This window comes from Pedobacter jaeyakensis (assembly GCF_054461315.1).
The window spans coordinates 269642-286999 of sequence record NZ_CM136921.1 but is presented as its reverse complement, the minus strand read 5'-3'; the positions used below and the strand labels follow the sequence as shown (position 1 = coordinate 286999).

At 38.2% G+C, this 17358-nt stretch carries 19 protein-coding genes; 16 read left to right on the top strand and 3 right to left on the bottom strand.

Going from position 1 to position 17358, the window contains the following annotated elements:
* Position 1: 1 nt before the first annotated feature.
* Positions 2–2701 carry a type IX secretion system periplasmic lipoprotein PorW/SprE gene (porW, locus tag ACXZ1K_RS01445; protein WP_458973221.1) on the bottom strand — a complete coding sequence of 900 codons (2700 nt, stop codon included), beginning with the start codon at positions 2699–2701 and terminating at the stop codon, positions 2–4.
* A 159-nt stretch (positions 2702–2860) separates the two neighbouring features.
* Here porW and ACXZ1K_RS01440 point away from each other — a divergent pair, with 159 nt between their 5' ends.
* From ACXZ1K_RS01440 to ACXZ1K_RS01400, 9 genes are all read left to right on the top strand, one after another.
* Positions 2861–3076, top strand: a complete 216-nt coding sequence (locus ACXZ1K_RS01440; protein WP_458971600.1) for an AtpZ/AtpI family protein — start codon at positions 2861–2863, stop codon at positions 3074–3076.
* A gap of 7 nt (positions 3077–3083) precedes the next feature.
* Entirely contained in the window at positions 3084–3506 is a 423-nt protein-coding gene (locus ACXZ1K_RS01435) for a hypothetical protein (protein WP_458971599.1), read from the top strand.
* 17 nt (positions 3507–3523) lie between these two features.
* Positions 3524–4648, top strand: coding sequence for a F0F1 ATP synthase subunit A (gene atpB / locus ACXZ1K_RS01430; RefSeq protein WP_458971598.1), 1125 nt, complete (start codon positions 3524–3526; stop codon positions 4646–4648).
* A 39-nt stretch (positions 4649–4687) separates the two neighbouring features.
* Positions 4688–4897 carry an ATP synthase F0 subunit C gene (atpE, locus tag ACXZ1K_RS01425; protein WP_108553637.1) on the top strand — a complete coding sequence of 70 codons (210 nt, stop codon included), beginning with the start codon at positions 4688–4690 and terminating at the stop codon, positions 4895–4897.
* Between the two features lie 67 nt (positions 4898–4964).
* Positions 4965–5459: a F0F1 ATP synthase subunit B gene (locus ACXZ1K_RS01420; RefSeq protein WP_458971597.1), complete on the top strand. Its 495-nt coding sequence runs from the start codon at positions 4965–4967 to the stop codon at positions 5457–5459.
* A gap of 18 nt (positions 5460–5477) precedes the next feature.
* Complete coding sequence (atpH, locus tag ACXZ1K_RS01415) at positions 5478–6026, top strand: ATP synthase F1 subunit delta (protein WP_458971596.1); 549 nt, start codon at positions 5478–5480, stop codon at positions 6024–6026.
* Positions 6027–6083: 57 nt separating this feature from the next.
* Positions 6084–7658 (top strand): F0F1 ATP synthase subunit alpha, encoded by a 1575-nt coding sequence (gene atpA, locus ACXZ1K_RS01410; RefSeq protein WP_458971595.1) that lies wholly within the window; start codon positions 6084–6086, stop codon positions 7656–7658.
* 13 nt (positions 7659–7671) lie between these two features.
* A complete protein-coding gene (gene atpG / locus ACXZ1K_RS01405) occupies positions 7672–8553 on the top strand; it encodes an ATP synthase F1 subunit gamma (protein ID WP_458971594.1) in 882 nt (293 codons plus the stop codon).
* Positions 8554–8628: 75 nt separating this feature from the next.
* Positions 8629–8847 (top strand): hypothetical protein, encoded by a 219-nt coding sequence (locus tag ACXZ1K_RS01400; protein ID WP_458971593.1) that lies wholly within the window; start codon positions 8629–8631, stop codon positions 8845–8847.
* A gap of 218 nt (positions 8848–9065) precedes the next feature.
* On the opposite strand, the gene ruvC is transcribed toward ACXZ1K_RS01400, so the two are convergent.
* On the bottom strand, positions 9066–9629 hold the full coding sequence (ruvC, locus tag ACXZ1K_RS01395; RefSeq protein ID WP_458971592.1) for a crossover junction endodeoxyribonuclease RuvC: 564 nt from the start codon (positions 9627–9629) through the stop codon (positions 9066–9068).
* Between the two features lie 42 nt (positions 9630–9671).
* Between ruvC and ACXZ1K_RS01390 the strand changes: the two genes are divergently transcribed.
* The 7 genes from ACXZ1K_RS01390 to ACXZ1K_RS01360 all read left to right on the top strand — a co-directional run bounded on the left by ACXZ1K_RS01390 (position 9672) and on the right by ACXZ1K_RS01360 (position 16566).
* Positions 9672–10649, top strand: coding sequence for a hypothetical protein (locus ACXZ1K_RS01390; RefSeq protein WP_458971591.1), 978 nt, complete (start codon positions 9672–9674; stop codon positions 10647–10649).
* 46 nt (positions 10650–10695) lie between these two features.
* The gene (locus tag ACXZ1K_RS01385; RefSeq protein WP_458971590.1) at positions 10696–11769 is read left to right on the top strand and encodes a glycosyltransferase family 2 protein; all 1074 of its coding nucleotides are present in this window, start codon (positions 10696–10698) and stop codon (positions 11767–11769) included.
* Positions 11769–12860: an ABC transporter permease gene (locus ACXZ1K_RS01380; RefSeq protein WP_458971589.1), complete on the top strand. Its 1092-nt coding sequence runs from the start codon at positions 11769–11771 to the stop codon at positions 12858–12860. The genes ACXZ1K_RS01385 and ACXZ1K_RS01380 overlap by 1 nt, the downstream gene beginning before the upstream one ends.
* Positions 12861–12888: 28 nt before the next feature.
* Complete coding sequence (locus tag ACXZ1K_RS01375; RefSeq protein WP_458971588.1) at positions 12889–13500, top strand: ribonuclease HII; 612 nt, start codon at positions 12889–12891, stop codon at positions 13498–13500.
* Positions 13501–13578: 78 nt separating this feature from the next.
* Complete coding sequence (locus ACXZ1K_RS01370) at positions 13579–14721, top strand: glycosyltransferase family 4 protein (protein WP_458971587.1); 1143 nt, start codon at positions 13579–13581, stop codon at positions 14719–14721.
* 39 nt (positions 14722–14760) lie between these two features.
* Positions 14761–15840: a glycine cleavage system aminomethyltransferase GcvT gene (gene gcvT / locus ACXZ1K_RS01365; protein ID WP_458971586.1), complete on the top strand. Its 1080-nt coding sequence runs from the start codon at positions 14761–14763 to the stop codon at positions 15838–15840.
* A 12-nt stretch (positions 15841–15852) separates the two neighbouring features.
* Positions 15853–16566, top strand: coding sequence for a 2-phosphosulfolactate phosphatase (locus ACXZ1K_RS01360; RefSeq protein WP_458971585.1), 714 nt, complete (start codon positions 15853–15855; stop codon positions 16564–16566).
* Position 16567: 1 nt separating this feature from the next.
* Here ACXZ1K_RS01360 and ACXZ1K_RS01355 read toward each other — a convergent pair whose 3' ends face one another.
* Positions 16568–17356: a patatin-like phospholipase family protein gene (locus ACXZ1K_RS01355; RefSeq protein ID WP_458971584.1), complete on the bottom strand. Its 789-nt coding sequence runs from the start codon at positions 17354–17356 to the stop codon at positions 16568–16570.
* Positions 17357–17358: the final 2 nt, after the last annotated feature.

The following is a 17358-nucleotide window of genomic DNA, read 5'->3' as shown; positions in this document are numbered from 1 at the left end:
GCTAATAATTGTTTTTGTAAAATTCTAAATATTTCTCCAGCAATGCTTTACTATTCAGTTTGTCCAAATTTTCTTTACTGATAATAAAGCTAGTATATATGCCAGCGGGAACCTTCATGATTTGTTTCAGTTGAGGTACAATGCCATTTGAATATACTTTTGCCTCTTCAAAACTACTAAAGTTCCCTACATAAATCAGTTGATCATTGTCAAATTCTTTAAGCTGATGGCGCAAATTACTTCCAGTATAGTTACCTCTGTTGAATTGTCCGATGCCAAATCGCGAAGAGCTAAGGGTCAGTGAAGCATCTGCAACATCCACCACGAAGTAATAAGTTAAAGAAGGTGCGTTGCTAAAAGTTCCGTCGGTTTTTATTGGATTTGAATCCGAAACAGCGGGTTTTTGAGCTGGTAATACTGCTGATATTACTTTTGGCAATTCTGGTTTATTTTGCGGCTCACTTGTAGTTGCGGGCTTTGGAATATTTCCTACAACAGGCTGTGGGAAATTAGGGCCCGTAAATGGTGGCTCATTTGGATCAAAATCGACTAACGCTATTTTCCTTTTCCTAAAATCTTCTAGATGTAAATTGATATAATTGAGGTGCTCCTTAACAAGTGGGGTAATTAATTGATCATCTGGATAAGATACTAGAATTTGGTTAAAAGCAGTAATGAGACTATCGACAGGAAAAGATCGACCAATTGCAATAGCTTTCAGATACGCGAATTGCGCAGCTAAAAAACCATTTTGTGTGCTCTCTGACCCAGTTACTCCCGTTATGACGTTATCAAATTCCTTTTTTAGATATTGATCAAATACCGTGTTATATTTCTTGGTGATGGCTACTTCTGTCTCGGACTGTCTAATTGAGAAAGAAGGATCTGTGATGGTCTTTGTATACAATGAATTTGGGAATTCTGTTAACACTTTGTTTTTATATTCGTCAGAAACTTTAACATTGTCTGTTCGGTTGATAAGGTAAAGACTGTAATAGATGGCATCAAGATGACTGTTTACGGGGAAGCGGTTTAGTAAAGTAAGATATACTTGCTGTGCCTCATCTGGATCATTTAATTCTTGCAGGTAGAAGCTCGCGATCTCATAATAAGCGTCAATTATCTTTTGATTAGCTGATTTAACAAGCTCTGGCGTTAATGGAAGCATGGAACTGTATAATTCCACGAGTGATTGTTTATCTACCAAATTATTTTTCAATGAATCTCCTGGTACTAGCACTGTACTAGTGTTGCTAGTTATATCCTGAACAGTAGCTTGCGCAGCACTTCTAGTGCTTTGTCGCCAATTATTTTCCAATTTGCGACTACCCCATTTTTTTTTAAAATCTGAGAAGCCCATACTTAATGCCGTGGGGTTGCTGAAATAAAAGGATCCGGTTACAACAGTTCCTTTATTGATTGAAGTCTGATAATTATAATCTAATGGTTTTCCGTTATTATTTATCGGCTTTGTATTAGCCGGATTTACGAAGTTTTGTATTCGGGACAGGCGATCCTGAATTGGAAGTTTAGCAATCGCTGATAGTGTGTCCTCAAGTGTAATTGACTGATATCTTTGTGTAAGATAGTCAAGATTTAGGCTCTTTTTAAGGATCAGGTTATAACCCGGGTAATTTTTTGGCAAAATAGCAACGGCGCTGTCGTAATAAGATTTGGCCTTCAGATAGTCTTTCAAGTACCGGAAATTCAGATCAGCTACTCGAAGGTAGGAAAGGCCCTTCTGATACTGATTAGAAGTTGCAACACGAATTGAGGTAATGTAATTGCTTTGTGCCTCCTGATAAGCGCCTTCACTGCTAAGATATTCTGCGATTTGAAAATAGACCTGGTCATTGTAGTCCAGATTTTTGTCGTCCTTTAATAGGGATAACAATTGAGTCTTTTTATCGACTGTCTTGGTATTGGCTGATGTGAGTTTTATTTGATTCAACTTAGCATTAAAATACATCTCGAACGGTGCATTGCTTTTTTCCACTTTTTTATATTGCAGGATCGATTCAGTAATATTTTTCTGCTTTTCATATTGCTGGGCAAGTATGTAGTTCCAACGGATCTTATCCATTTTGGAATTACTTGCTTTAATGGCATCTTTAAGATAGGATATCGCGGCATCATCATTGCCATTATAGATACTCATTTGCGCCATGGTTGCGAAAGGATCCGCGAAGATGGAACTTGGTTTGATGCGAGGTAAAGCCGCTTCCAAGCTGTCCAATACTGTATTCGCCGAACTGATTCTGTTAATCTGCATCAGACTTCTAGCTTGCCAGTCCAGTGCCTCTATATAACTATAGATATTGGTTTTATAAGCTTTTGCGGCATAACCAAAATACTCTGCAGCCGTGAAATAGTTGCCGTTATAAAAGTTTGCTTTACCGAGCAGGATGTAGGCATCATCTGTATAATTACTAAAACTTTTCTCGAGAATGATGACTTGAGCCTTCTTAATGATTTCATCCATGCCCTTGATGTTAAGAGAGGTGACAAGTTGATTCTCATCCACTTCCGGAGCAATATAAACAGGTAAGATTTGATCGTAATTGTCTTTATAAGTGTCTGTAAGTTCCAGCCTATGGTTTTTTAGCGCTACATTTGCGTTATAAATATAATTATAGCGGGACGTTAAATTTTGCATTCCCCTGCTGGTTACTGTGTCCTTTTGAGAACTGCAAGACAACAAGATGGAGGCACATAAACTAAATGCTAATAGCTTTAAAATATATAAACTCGAGATTTTCAAAGACAGGGATAGGTTAGTGTTTAAAATTACAAAATATATGCAAAAGTATTTTATTCATTAATAAGTTCCTTATTAAACATGAATAATTAACTTAATGCGATGAACAATAAAAAGAAGCAGGTAAGTAATTTTGCTAAATATTCTTCAATCAGCGTTCAGATGCTGGTTACTATTGGTGTTTTTGCTTTCGCAGGGTACAAATTGGATGCTCATCTGCAATCCAAATCGCCGATATTTACTGCGTTGCTGAGTTTAGCAGGGGTTCTCATTTCACTTTATCAGGTAGTGCGGCAACTTAATAAAAAGGAAGAGTAACTAAAGAATGCAGCAATTCTCTATTTTTGTAAAAAAAAACAAATTGACATTATTTCGATTCGCTATCTATTATTTAATTTTTACTCTGGTTTTGGGTATTGTCGCCTTTGCTTTGCAAGGTTTTTATAGTGATGTTAAAATTTTGGCTGACAAGTTTTGGTTGATCTTCGGTTTTTTAGCTGGGCTTACTTTTATTGCTTATGCAGTTGCTGATCTTGGCATCAAAAGAAACCCTGAAACGGGTATAATGGCGATTATGGGATCAATTGCAGTAAAAATGCTTTTTTCTATGGCTTTTGTGCTGATTTACAGCCTTAAAAGTAAGGAGAGGGGACTTGTTTTCGTACTTGATTTTTTTTCTTTATATTTATTGTTCTCCTTCTTTGAAATATACTGTTTGTTGCGTAACTTGCGCCACCAAAATAAATAGTAAAAATCTGCGACTAAATGGATTGTAGCCACGTTTTTGAGTTTAGAATAAATAGGTTAATTGTTGTTTTTACGCTTTTTTTAGCGTTTTTTTCTAGTTCAGGAGCTTTTGCTCAGACTGATACTGTTCATGTTGCTGAAGCGGCTCACGATGAAATTCCTGCAAAAAAATTTGACATTGGAAAGTTTGCACTTCACCACATTGCCGATTCGCACAGCTGGCATGTAATTGGTGAAACTTATATCAATTTGCCTGTTATTTTATATTCCAAAAATGGGGTGGTGACTTTTAGTTCGGGAGATTTTCTTGGTGATGATGAGGCTAAGGTTGTTGTTGAACGTAAGGGTCTGGGCTTTGTGAAATTACATGAAAAAATATATTATGCTTCTGCTTCTGCAAATGAGCATGGTCAATATGTGGATCTTGATGAAAAGCATCACGCAGCTAACGATCGCCCACTTGACTTATCGCTTACTAAAAATGCCTGCACATTATTTTTATCAATAATCGTTATTCTTGCCGTGTTTCTAAACGTGGCCAATGGATATAAAAAACGTAAAGGTAAATCACCTAAAGGATTACAATCCTGGATGGAGCCTATTATATTGTTTGTCCGTGATGATATTGCGAAGCCAAATCTAGGTCATAAGTACGAGCGTTTTATGCCCTATCTACTCACGGTATTTTTCTTTATCTGGTTTAACAATATGCTGGGACTGGTTCCGTTTTTGCCAGGTGGTGCGAATTTGACGGGGAACATCGCAGTGACTTTAGTACTTGCAGTAGCAACATTTTGTCTGACTGTCTTCAACGGTAATAAATATTACTGGAAACATATTTTTATGCCTGACGTGCCATGGTGGATGTATGTCGTGATGGTGCCTGTTGAGCTGTTTGGTATCTTCACAAAGCCAATAGCATTAATGATTCGTTTGTTTGCTAACATTACTGCTGGTCACATTTTAGTGTTATCGCTGATCTGTTTGGTATTTGTGTTTGACAGTTTGTATATCGCCCCTGTTTCAGTTGCTTTTGCTGTATTTATTGGTGCAATAGAGTTACTAGTAGCTTTTATACAAGCGTTTATATTTACGATTCTTTCGGCCTTATTTATAGGAATGGCAATTGAAGAGCATCATTAATTTGAATTATTTTTTAACACTATAATATATAAAATCATGATTACAGGAAGTATTGCTGCAATTGGTGCAGGATTAGCTGCGATTGGCGCTGGTCTAGGTATCGGTAAAATTGGTGGTTCCGCTATGGACGGTATCGCACGTCAGCCGGAAGCAGCCTCTAAAATCCAAACTGCGATGTTGATCGCTGCAGCTTTCGTTGAAGCTGTTGCTTTATTCGCGGTAGTTGTTGCCCTAATGGGTAATGGTTAGAATTAACTTGTGCCGGGCTTTGTCCGGCACATTTTTTTAGAAGATTAAACGATAAAAATATATTTAAATGGAATTATTAGTACCGGAATTTGGCTTGGTTATCCTTCAAACGATAGCATTTTTATTGCTGATGTTCTTATTGGCTAAGTTTGCGTGGAAGCCAGTTCTGGCAGCCATTAAAGAGCGTGAACAATCAATTGATGAAGCTTTAAATAAAGCGGAGCTTGCAAAACAGGAAATGACCCGTTTAACCGCTCAAAATGAAGAGTTAATGAAAGAGGCCCGTGCGGAGCGTGATTTAATATTAAAGGAAGCTAAATCGCTTAAAGATAATATATTACACGAGGCAAAGTCTCAAGCGCACAACGAAGGAGCTAAAATGATTGAGAAAGCGAAAATTGAAATCGAGAATCAAAAGAAAGCTGCTTTGGCTGAATTGAAAAATCAAGTTTCTAGTTTGTCTATTGATATCGCTGAGCGTGTATTGAGAAATCAATTAAAGGATAAGATTAAGCAGCAGGAGCTGGTGACCAACCTTTTAAAGGATGTAGAATTAAACTAGTAAGAACTAGAAGAGATTATGTCGGAAAATAAAGCAGCATCGAGATACGCGAAGTCTATAATTGACCTTTCAAAAGAACAAAATTCTTTTGAAGAGGTGAAGAATGACATGGTATTGTTGGCCAGGATAATTGATGAGAATCCCGAACTTGAGGCCATTCTTAACAATCCTATTGTTCCCCTTGGTAAGAAGGCCGGAATCCTTAAAAATATATTTGGTGCAAAGGTTCAATCTCTTACCAACACTTTCATGAACCTCGTAGTAATGAAAGGGAGATCGGCTATTTTATTTGGTACAGCAAAAGCTTTTATTTCACAATACAATTCTATCAAAGGGATAGTTACGGCAGAGGTTTCATCAGCTACCGAGCTTACGGCCGAAAATATTAAGGAAATAGAAGCTATTGTTAAGAAAGAGACAAGTGCTAATGAGGTAGTGATTAAGGCTAAAATAAATGATAAGCTAATTGGCGGTTTTATACTAAAGGTAGGCGATAAGCAGTTTGATGCCAGCATCTTACATGGATTGAATAAGTTAAAAAAGGAATTTGCCCAGGGTATTGTATAAATAACCAGCAACAAGAAGATAACATTTACTGATTTACAAAAGAAATAATATAAAATTATGGTAGAGGTAAGACCAGACGAAGTATCGGCAATTATCAGGCAGCAATTGGCGGGCTTCAAATCAGAAGCAGAACTTGAAGAAGTTGGTACTGTATTACAAGTGGGCGATGGTATTGCTCGCGTGTATGGCCTAACTAAAGTTCAATCGGGTGAGTTAGTGGAGTTTGAAACCGGCTTACAAGGTATCGTTTTGAACCTTGAAGAGGACAATGTTGGTGTGGTACTTTTAGGACCTTCTGATACGATCAAAGAAGGAGATACGATTAAACGTACTAAGAAAATTGCCTCTATTAAAGTTGGTGAAGGTATGCTGGGACGTGTTGTGAATACGCTTGGCGAGGCTATTGATGGTAAAGGTCCTATATTAGGTCAGACCTATGAGATGCCGATTGAGCGTAAAGCTCCAGGGGTAATCTACCGTCAGCCAGTTACTGAACCTTTACAAACAGGTATCAAAGCCATTGATGGGATGATTCCAATTGGCCGCGGACAGCGTGAGCTGGTGATTGGTGATCGTCAGATCGGTAAAACTGCTGTTTGTATAGATACAATCATTAATCAGAAAGAATTTTATGAAGCAGGTAACCCTGTATTCTGTATATACGTAGCTTGCGGTCAGAAAGCAAGTACTGTAGCTAATATCGTTCGTACGTTGGAAGAGAATGGTGCGATGCCGTATACGGTAGTAGTGGCAGCATCTGCAGCTGAACCAGCACCATTGCAATTTTACGCACCATTTTCTGGTGCAGCAATAGGCGAGTTTTTCCGTGATACCGGAAGACCTGCTCTAATCGTTTACGATGATCTTTCTAAGCAAGCTGTTGCTTATCGTGAGGTTTCATTATTACTACGTCGTCCACCGGGTCGTGAGGCTTATCCTGGAGACGTGTTTTATCTTCACAGTCGTCTGTTAGAGCGTGCTGCGAAAATTAACTCCAATGATGAAATTGCACAGGCAATGAACGATCTTCCTGAGTCATTAAAAGGAATCGTTAAAGGAGGAGGTTCTCTAACCGCGTTACCGATCATCGAAACACAAGCAGGTGACGTTTCGGCATATATTCCAACCAATGTAATTTCTATTACTGATGGACAGATTTTCCTGGAGAGTAATTTGTTTAATTCAGGTATTCGTCCAGCGATCAACGTAGGTATATCTGTATCCCGTGTAGGTGGTAATGCTCAGATTAAGTCAATGAAGAAAGTTGCCGGTACCTTAAAACTTGACCAGGCACAATACAGGGAGCTTGAGGCTTTCTCTAAATTTGGTTCTGACCTTGATGCAGCTACAAAATCTGTTTTGGATAAAGGAGCCCGGAACGTTGAAATTCTTAAACAAGGACAATTCTCGCCTATGACGGTTGAGAAGCAAGTTGCGATTATTTACATCGGTACCAAAAACTTAATGCGCTCTGTTCCTGTGAATAAGGTAAGGGAATTTGAGACTGAATATTTACAACAATTGGAACTCCGTCATCCTGATACATTGAAGGCCTTGAAGGCTGGTAAATTTGATGATACGATTACAGGCGTATTAGAAACTGTTGCAAAAGAGCTTTCAGGTAAATATTAACTAAACACAAGTAATGGCAAATTTAAAAGAAGTAAGAATTCGCATAGCCTCTGTACAATCAACTCAGCAGATTACCAAGGCCATGAAAATGGTATCGGCTGCTAAGTTGAAGCGTGCTACAAATGCTATTATACAATTGCGTCCATATGCTATGAAGCTTAAAGAAATCTTAGGAAATCTTTCTGCTAGTTTGGAAGGTTCTTCATCTCCTTTTATACAGGAGCGCGTTCCTAATAAAGTATTGATTATTGTTGTTTCGTCTAACCGCGGACTAGCGGGTGCGTTCAATATGAATGTAATAAAAGCTGCAAATAATTTAATTGCCGAAAAGTATAGTGAGCAGCATAAAAATGGTCATGTGAGCATTGTGGCGATTGGCAAGAAGTCTCAAGACTTTTATGAAAAGCGTAATTATAGAGTTATTGGAAACAATAATGAAGTTTATGCATCCTTGACTTTTGAGAATGTAACCAAAATCACCGAGTCTATTATGCAGGGCTTTGAAAAAGGAGAGTTTGATAGAGTGGAGTTGGTTTATAACAAATTTAAGAATGCAGCTGTACAGATTCTTACAACTGAGCAACTATTGCCATTGCCAAAAAATGATACACAAGAAAAGGTAAAATCAACTACGATTGATTATATTCTTGAGCCTTCTCAGGAGAGCATTGTTGAGCAATTGATTCCAAAATCTATAAAAATCCAGCTTTATAAGGCTGTATTAGATTCTCATGCATCGGAACATGGGGCACGGATGACTTCGATGGACAAAGCGACTGAGAATGCAGGAGATTTGTTGAAAGCCTTGAAATTGTCTTATAATCAAGCACGACAAGCTGCTATTACCACAGAATTAACAGAGATCGTAAGTGGTGCTGCTGCGCTCAATGGATAATTGTTGGTTACTAATTTAAGTTACATATACAGGAATAGATTTATTATATTATTTTTGATCGTAAATTATTAAGACATGGAAAATACTTCAAATAAAAGTACAGAAGAGAGCATGAAAAGAGCCAATGAGACTTCAATTTATACAATGATAGTTGTTGGTGTTCTTATCAGTATAGTGGGTGTTTATCTTCGCTTCGCCTTTGATTCAACAGCCTTATCTATTGCGTCATGGGTAATTCTTTTTATTGGATCTTTTATCGCCTGCAAAGCAGTATTTAAAATATTAGCAGCATAGGTTTTATAAAAAACCCTAAGTTTTAGACCCCCGTCAGCTTCATTCTGATGGGGGTTTTACTTTTATTGGATTATTTAAGGTTACTTATTTCAGTGGATGGTTGCTGTTCACTGATTTGTTGTTTATTATCTTAAAATTATGGGCAGTAATCGCTTTATTATGGGCTATATATGGATGTTTTCATTATAGAAGGAGAAGAAAACATCAAGTAAAAATTATTACTTAAGTCTTTTTTTGTTGTCTTTAGCAAAAGCTTCCCAACCAGAATACGATTTGCCGCTTCCGGAGGTGTTAACCCGCTGAAAGGAGTGGCAAACTGCAACTGCAAGTCCATCTGTTGCATCAAGAAACTCAGGCGTTTCTTTAAAATTGAGTAGTCGCTGAAGCATTGCCGCAACTTGTTCTTTACTAGTATTACCATTGCCTGTAATGGATTGCTTAATTTTTCGTGGTGCGTACTCCGTAATCGGAATATTTCTTGATAGAGCAGCGGCCATTGCGATACCTTGTGCCCGGCCTAGTTTAAGCATTACTTGAATATTTTTCCCATAAAATGGTGCTTCAAGAGCAAGGACGTCTGGTTTATATTCCTCCAACAGGTTTACTGTTTTTTCAAAAATGCGTTGTAACTTCAAAAAGTGGTCATCGAGATGATCCATCCTAACAATTCCCAAAGTAATCAATTCAATTTTGCTACCCTTCTCCAATATCACGCCATATCCCATTATGGAGGTGCCGGGGTCAATCCCCATAATTACCCTTTCTTTTTTTTCGGCCAACATAGCACAATATTAAGCATATTTGCAGACAGTAAAAGGAAGAAAGTGACAGCCAGATACAAAAAGATCTTTTCAATTTTAATTAAAATCAGTGTGGTGCTGTTTGCATTTTGGTTTATTTATAATAAGCTTACAGCAAATCAGAATTTACGTTCTTTCGAAAGGATTCTGAGTAAGATTCCCGTTACCGAGGTGGTTTTGGTAATGAGTTTTGTTTTTTTTCTAATGTTCGTGAATTGGGGGTTGGAAGCGTTAAAATGGCGAAAACTGATAGCTGGAGTAGAGAAAATTACAATTTGGAGAGCTATAGAATCAGTTTTTTGTGGTCTAACATGGGCTGTTTTTACACCTAACAGGCTTGGCGAATATGGCGGGCGGGTTTTCTTTTTATCTCCAAAAAGGAGAATTGTTGGAGTCGTGGCAATGGCTGTCGGCAATATTGGCCAGATGGTGCTCACTAATGTTTTTGGTGCTATAGCCTTATGTTTTTTCATACATCGGTTTTCAGAACTGGATTATCGGCTCTTTTATGCGCTGTTGATTTTGTCAATCATGTTTTGCTCCTTTTTTATCATTTTTTATTTTAATATCAAATGGCTTAATGGAATTCTGCTTTCCATGAAATTTACCCGGAAATACAAAAAATTTTACAGTATTCTTGCTCGTTATCAAAAGAGGGAATTGCTTAAGATTCTTTTGTTTTGTTTGGCGAGGTATGCTGTTTTTAGCACCCAATATTTTGTGCTATTCTATTGGCTTATCCCTCAAATTCATTATCTCGATATTCTAATGATGGTAAGTATCTTATTTTTCGTACAATCGACACTTCCTTCACTTGATCTTTTTGATATTGGAGTTCGCAGTGTGACTGCATCATATTTTTTTAGTTCAATAACTGATCAGGACGTGGCAGTTATTGCAAGTACTGCTAGTATATGGCTTATTAATATTATTATTCCTGCTATATTAGGCTCTTATTTTGTTATTAAACTAAACTTTTTTGGAAATACTCGAAACGATTAGCTATATATCGTATCTATTGACGTTTGCATACGTTTTGATAGTATGTATGTTTATACTGGGATGGACAAGGCTGAAAGATTTCCATCCTTTGACCCACTTAGCTGATGGAATTACCAAGGTTTCCATCATTGTTGCTGCAAGGAATGAGGAAGATAACATCAAAAAGACGATCGAAGACTTATTAGCTCAAAGCTATGATAAAGAGCTAACGGAGATTATCATTATAGATGACCATTCAACCGACGAAACTGGAAGCATTGTGTCATCCTACGCTACTAAGGGTGTGAGACTAATTACGTTAAATGAATCCAAAGCCTTAAACTCTTATAAAAAGAAAGCAATTCAAACGGCTATCGCAGACTGTAAAGGTGACTTGATCATAACAACAGATGCAGACTGTAGGATGGGGCCAAGATGGTTGTCAACTATTGTGGCTTATTACGAAGAGAAAGGTTACAAGATGATTTCCTCCCCAGTGGCTTACTTCCAGGAAAAGAGTTTTTTTGAAAAGGCTCAGGCGCTTGAATTTTTGTATCTAATTGGTTTAGGCGCTTCTACTATTGGAAATAAACGGCCATCAACCTGTAATGGGGCAAATCTTTGCTATGAAAGAAAAGCTTTTTATGAGGTAGGTGGGTTCAGAGGTATCGATGATCTTGCCTCTGGCGATGATGAACTATTGCTCCATAAAATGGCTGCCAAATACGACAATAACATTGGCTTCTTAAAGAATGAAGACGCGATCGTTTATACGCACGCGAAGCCTAATCTTGGCGAGTTTATACAACAACGTAAGCGGTGGGCATCTAAAAGTACCCGCTATAAAAATAAATCAATTATTGTGCTGGGCGTAGGTGTTTGGATTTTTAATCTTAGTATCCTCCTCAATTTATTAGCAGGTATTTTTTTTATTGCACTTTTGAAGGTTGCATTTTATCAACTGCTGGCAAAAATTGCAATAGAATTAATGTTTTTGGTAGGAATTACGAAATTTGCAAGGCGCCGAGAGTTGCTTGTTTTTTTGCCACTCTTAAACCTGTTGCATATACTTTATATAGTTTATATCGGGGTAGCTGGGAATTCGGGTAAATACAATTGGAAAGATAGGATGGTAAGATAGTGGAAAATAGCAATAGCCCATCAAAGCAAGTATGGAAAAGGTTCCTAAAAAATAAGCTGGCAGTAGGCGGCTTCATCTTTATATTGTTGCTAATTATGGTTTGCTTTTTAGGTTATTTGATCACACCCGATCAAACTCCACAAGCTAATGAAATGCATCTGCAGCTCAATAACAGAAAGCCTGGAAGGAGTTTTAGCTTCCTGATCATCAGCAGGAATGAAAGAATAAAGAAGGTTGGCCTTTTTGAAAAGATGCTTTATGGTCAAGAACTAAGTTTTAAAAGTATTCCTGTAACCTCTGTAAGAAAAATGGGAAATTACATTTATGCACGTGAATATATTGGAGATGATGAAATAGCGGAGGAGAAAGCTTATCCTTTGGTTAAAGGTCATTACCAATATGAAAGGAAGTACTGGCTTGGTACAGATATTTATGGAAGGGATTTATTGAGCAGGCTTCTTATCGGGACACGTGTATCCTTATCTGTAGGTTTGATGGCGGTAATAATCTCATTATTTATTGGAGTAAGTCTGGGTGCAGTTGCTGGTTATTTTGGTGGTAAGACCGATTTAGCAATAAGTTGGCTGATGAATGTGATCTGGTCGCTGCCTTCTTTATTGCTTGTTATTGCAATTTCGTTTGCGTTAGGCAAAGGTTTCTGGCAGATATTTATTGCGGTAGGTTTATCAACATGGGTAGATGTGGCGAGATTAGTAAGGGGTCAAGTCATGGCGTTAAAAGAAGTAGAGTTTGTTGAGGCTTCGAAAGCATTGGGATATCCTACACTAAGGATCCTGAGTAAGCATATTCTTCCCAACATCGCAGGTCCGATATTGGTGGTCGCATCAGCTAATTTTGCTGCGGCGATCTTATTGGAAACCGGTCTAAGTTTTTTGGGCTTTGGGGCACAACCACCAATGCCAAGCTGGGGAACGATGATTAAAGAGCATTATGGTTACATTATTATGGATGCTGCTTACCTCGCCATACTACCTGGTTTGGCAATTATGCTTACGGTATATGCATTTAATCTGTTGGCAATTGGATTAAGAGATGCGTTTGATGTGAAGTCTCAAAATATTTCCGTTTAAAACAGCGTTATATCTTTAACTTTGTACTATGCTATTGAATTGTTATCATGAAGATTTGCTGGAAGCAGGATGTGACGAGGCTGGAAGAGGTTGCTTAGCTGGGCCCGTTTTTGCAGCAGCAGTTATTTTACCTCGTGATTTTAATGCCGGTGAACTTAACGACTCTAAAAAGCTAAGTCACAAACAACGCTGTGAATTACGACTAATTATCGAAAAAGAAGCAATCTCCTGGGCTGTTGCCGAAGTAGATAACATTGAAATTGATCAGATAAATATCTTAAATGCTTCATTTCTGGCGATGCACCGTGCAGTGGAGAAACTAAGCGTGAAGCCCGAGCACCTGAGCATAGATGGAAATAGGTTTAAAGCATTTCCAAACATACCACATACCTGTATTATTAAAGGAGATGGTAAATATTTAAATATAGCTGCCGCATCTATATTGGCAAAGACACACCGGGATGAATTCATGGAGAAAATCTCCGTAAACTTTCCGCATTACCAATGGCATCAAAATAAGGGTTATCCAACAATTGTTCACAGAACTGCCGCAATTACCCATGGCTTGTCGCCATACCACCGTAAAACTTTTAGTATTACCAATCCCCAGCTGGAACTATTTTTAGAAAACGAGGGATAATTAGTATTTTCACGTACTTTGAAAGCCCTTTTTTTAACAAATCAAGTTCCTTTTCCGCCAAATAGCGGTTATCCTATTGTGGTATATAACACAATAAAGGGACTACTGCGTCTGGGTGTGGAAGTTTCGCTATTCAGTATCAATCCTTACAAGAGTAAAGTAGATGTAGACGATATATATGATCCGGTATTCGATAGCATTAAATTTCATTCGTTTAGTTTAGATACAGAAGTAAATGTTTGGGGGGCACTGTTTAACATATTCTCCAATCAATCTTATAATGTTTCCAGATATTACGACGATGAAGCAGAGCGAATGCTGGATAATATTTTAAAGGAAAATGAATTTGATATTATCCAGTTTGAGGGCTTGTTTGTTGTCCCCTATCTGGATGTAGTCAAAGCCAACAGCAACGCAAAGATCATTTACAGGGCCCACAATATAGAATTTGATGTTTGGGAGCGCGTTGCACTCATAGAGAGATTTACCCCAAAAAGAAGATACCTGCAGTTTTTAGCCAGGCGGCTTAAGGTTTATGAGACAGAGCAAATTAATCGGTTTCATCAAATTTTTGCAATTAGTGAGCAGGACAGGCAAAGCATACTTCGTTTCGGTTGCGAGATCGCCATCGAGGTATTTCCAGTTGCATTGGATTTTGATAAGTACGTAACAACTGCCTCAGCAAATGTTTTTCCAACCCTTTTTCACCTGGGTGCCATGGACTGGCGACCGAATAAAGAGGGATTAGAATGGTTTCTGGACGAAATCTGGCCAGATATAGAAACGCTAAACAGTGAACTTAGATTTTACATCGCTGGAAAGAATATGCAGAGGGAATTCTTTGACTATGATTCTGAAAATCTTGTGGTAGAGGGTGAAATATTTGATGCTGTAGAATTTATAAATTCAAAAGACATCATGATCGTTCCCCTGCTTTCAGGAAGTGGTATGCGGGTAAAAATTATTGAAGGCATGGCTATGAAGAAATGTATTATAGCGACCAGTATGGCAGCGGAGGGCATCAGATGTAACCCCGGAAAAGACATTCTCATTGCAAACACTGCAGATGAATTTTACAGATCTATCCTCCAATGCATTACCAATCCGGATAAATGGCGGGAGATAGGAGAATCTGCCAGAAAAACAGTGGAAAGAGACCATGATATCTCCAGTATATCAGAAAGAATTCTGAATATCTACCAAAAGCTGGTTACTGCCTAAATTTTAATTAATTTTGCAGCAGTTTTATAAAAAGTAAACATGAATAATACCGCATTAACAGATAAACACATTTCCTTAGGAGCTAAAATGGTACCTTTTGCAGGGTACAATATGCCAGTACAATACGAAGGTATTAATGCAGAGCATGCAACAGTTAGAACGGCTGTTGGAGTGTTTGATGTAAGTCACATGGGTGAATTTATATTAAAAGGAGATGATGCGCTTGACCTGATTCAAAGGGTAACCAGTAATGATGCTTCGAAGTTATATAATGGTAAAGTTCAATACTCCTGCCTTCCCAACGAAGATGGTGGAATAGTAGACGATTTGCTTGTCTATAAGATTGACGAAAAAACTTACATGCTTGTTGTCAATGCATCAAATATTGATAAAGATTGGAACTGGATCCAGGGTTACAATGATAAAGGTGTAGAAATGCACAACATTTCGGATCAAACTTCCTTGCTTGCCATACAAGGTCCAAAAGCTGCTGAAGCTTTACAAAGCCTAACTGAAGTTGATCTGGCCTCGATGGAATACTATACTTTTGTGAAAGGCACATTTGCCGGCATAGATAATGTGATCATTTCCGCAACAGGATATACTGGCGCCGGGGGTTTTGAAATTTACTTTGATAATGCCCACGCAGAGAAAATATGGGATGCAATTTTTGAAGCTGGAGCTGCTCTGGGCATCAAACCAATAGGTTTGGGTGCTCGTGATACACTTCGCTTAGAAATGGGATTTTGCCTTTACGGTAATGATATTGATGATACTACTTCTCCAATAGAAGCTGGCCTGGGATGGATCACTAAGTTCACCAAGAAGTTCACAAACGCTGAAGCGCTCCTTGCCCAAAAGGAAGCTGGTGTAAAACGCAAGTTAATTGGATTTGAAATGATTGATAGGGGAATTCCCCGCCATGATTACGAGATAGTCGATGCAGAAGGCAAGGTAATTGGCAAGGTAACCTCAGGTACGCAGGCACCTTCTTTGCAAAAAGCAATTGGTATGGGTTATGTAGATAAAGGACTGGATAAAGAAGGAACAGAGATTTACATTGACATCCGCAATACCAGGATCAAAGCCAAAGTAGTTAAATTTCCATTTTACAAGTAGTCTGAGGGAATTATGGAAAAGCGACTGGAGGTTTGCTTAACACCTGCTTTACTTGACCTGTACGAAATTGAAGAAAGCATTGTTGTAGTCATAGACATCTTAAGAGCAACCTCATCTATCGTTTATGGTATAAGTAATGGCGCAGATGCAATTATCCCTGTAGCACAAGTTGAAGATTGCCTTCAATACGCTTCGCAGGGTTATCTGCTTGCGGCAGAACGAAATGGGGAAGTAGTTGCCGGGTACGACTTTGGTAATTCTCCATTTTCTTACACCCAGGAAAAAGTAGGCGGTAAAACAGTTGTACTGACAACTACTAATGGTACCAAGGCCCTGCACCTCGCAAATGCAAGGGCTCATCAAGTAGTGTTGGGCTCCTTTTTAAACTTGGATTTTTTGTGTGAATGGTTAACAGCACAAAATAGAAATGTATTGCTTTTATGTGCGGGTTGGAAAGATAATTTTAATCTTGAAGACACGCTTTTTGCAGGAGCAGTGGTTTCTAAAATCCGTAAAGGTTTTACGCATTTTGATGATTCAAGCGTTGCTGCTGAAGATCTCTATAACCTGGCAAAGGACGATTTAAGGTCGTATCTTCATAAATCTTCTCACAGTCACAGACTAGCTGCCCTCAACATAGAAGAGGATGTTAAATTTTGTTTACAGCTTAATCTTTGTAATACCATTCCGGTACTGGTTGGAGAGCGACTTATTGCCCTGCAATGAACTAGCTTAGCTTTTTAGCTGGCGGTTTGATCAGTTCTTTTAAGCTTTCATTACTTTTTATTGCTTTCAATGTTTCCTCATAGGCAAGCCAATAAATAGTTTCTGCTTTTTTCATATCGAAAGTATTGATTTCCCCCATTCCTTTTGGTTCTATTAAAACGTTGCAAAGTGCCGCTTTTTGTTCCATGTCTTTGTTAATGGACATGATTCCTGCACGCGTTACCAAGGATGTGATGTTAGTGATTTTGTCAACAGATTTTAGGTGATTACAGGAGGAACCAATAATGAAGTCGCAATTATCCAATAGCGGCTCTACCGGAAAATTATTCAGGATTCCACCGTCAACATACATCTGGTCGTTGATCATAATCGGTTTAAAAATGCCCGGTATACAGCTCGAAGCCTGTATGGTTTTAATCAGTGGGCCTTTATTGAAGTAAACAAGGTTGCCCTCACTAAAGTTGGTAGCGGCGATAGTTAAGGGGATTTTCAAACTTTCGATGCGATCTTCAGGGAAGTATTCTTTCAATAATTCAGAAGTGTGCTCAATATTGATTAGTCCTAATGATCCTACTGCAGGTCTGATAAACCTCAGCAATCTTGTTTTGATGAAAATATTTAATCCCTCTTCCGGATCAATACCTGCCGCGTAAAATGCCCCGGCTATTGCACCTGCGCTGGTACCGCTAATGTGATTAAATTTAATTCCTGCATTTATAAATGCTTTTAAAACACCTAAATGTGCGATGCCCCTTATGCCACCCCCTGATAAAACAATTCCTACTTTCATAT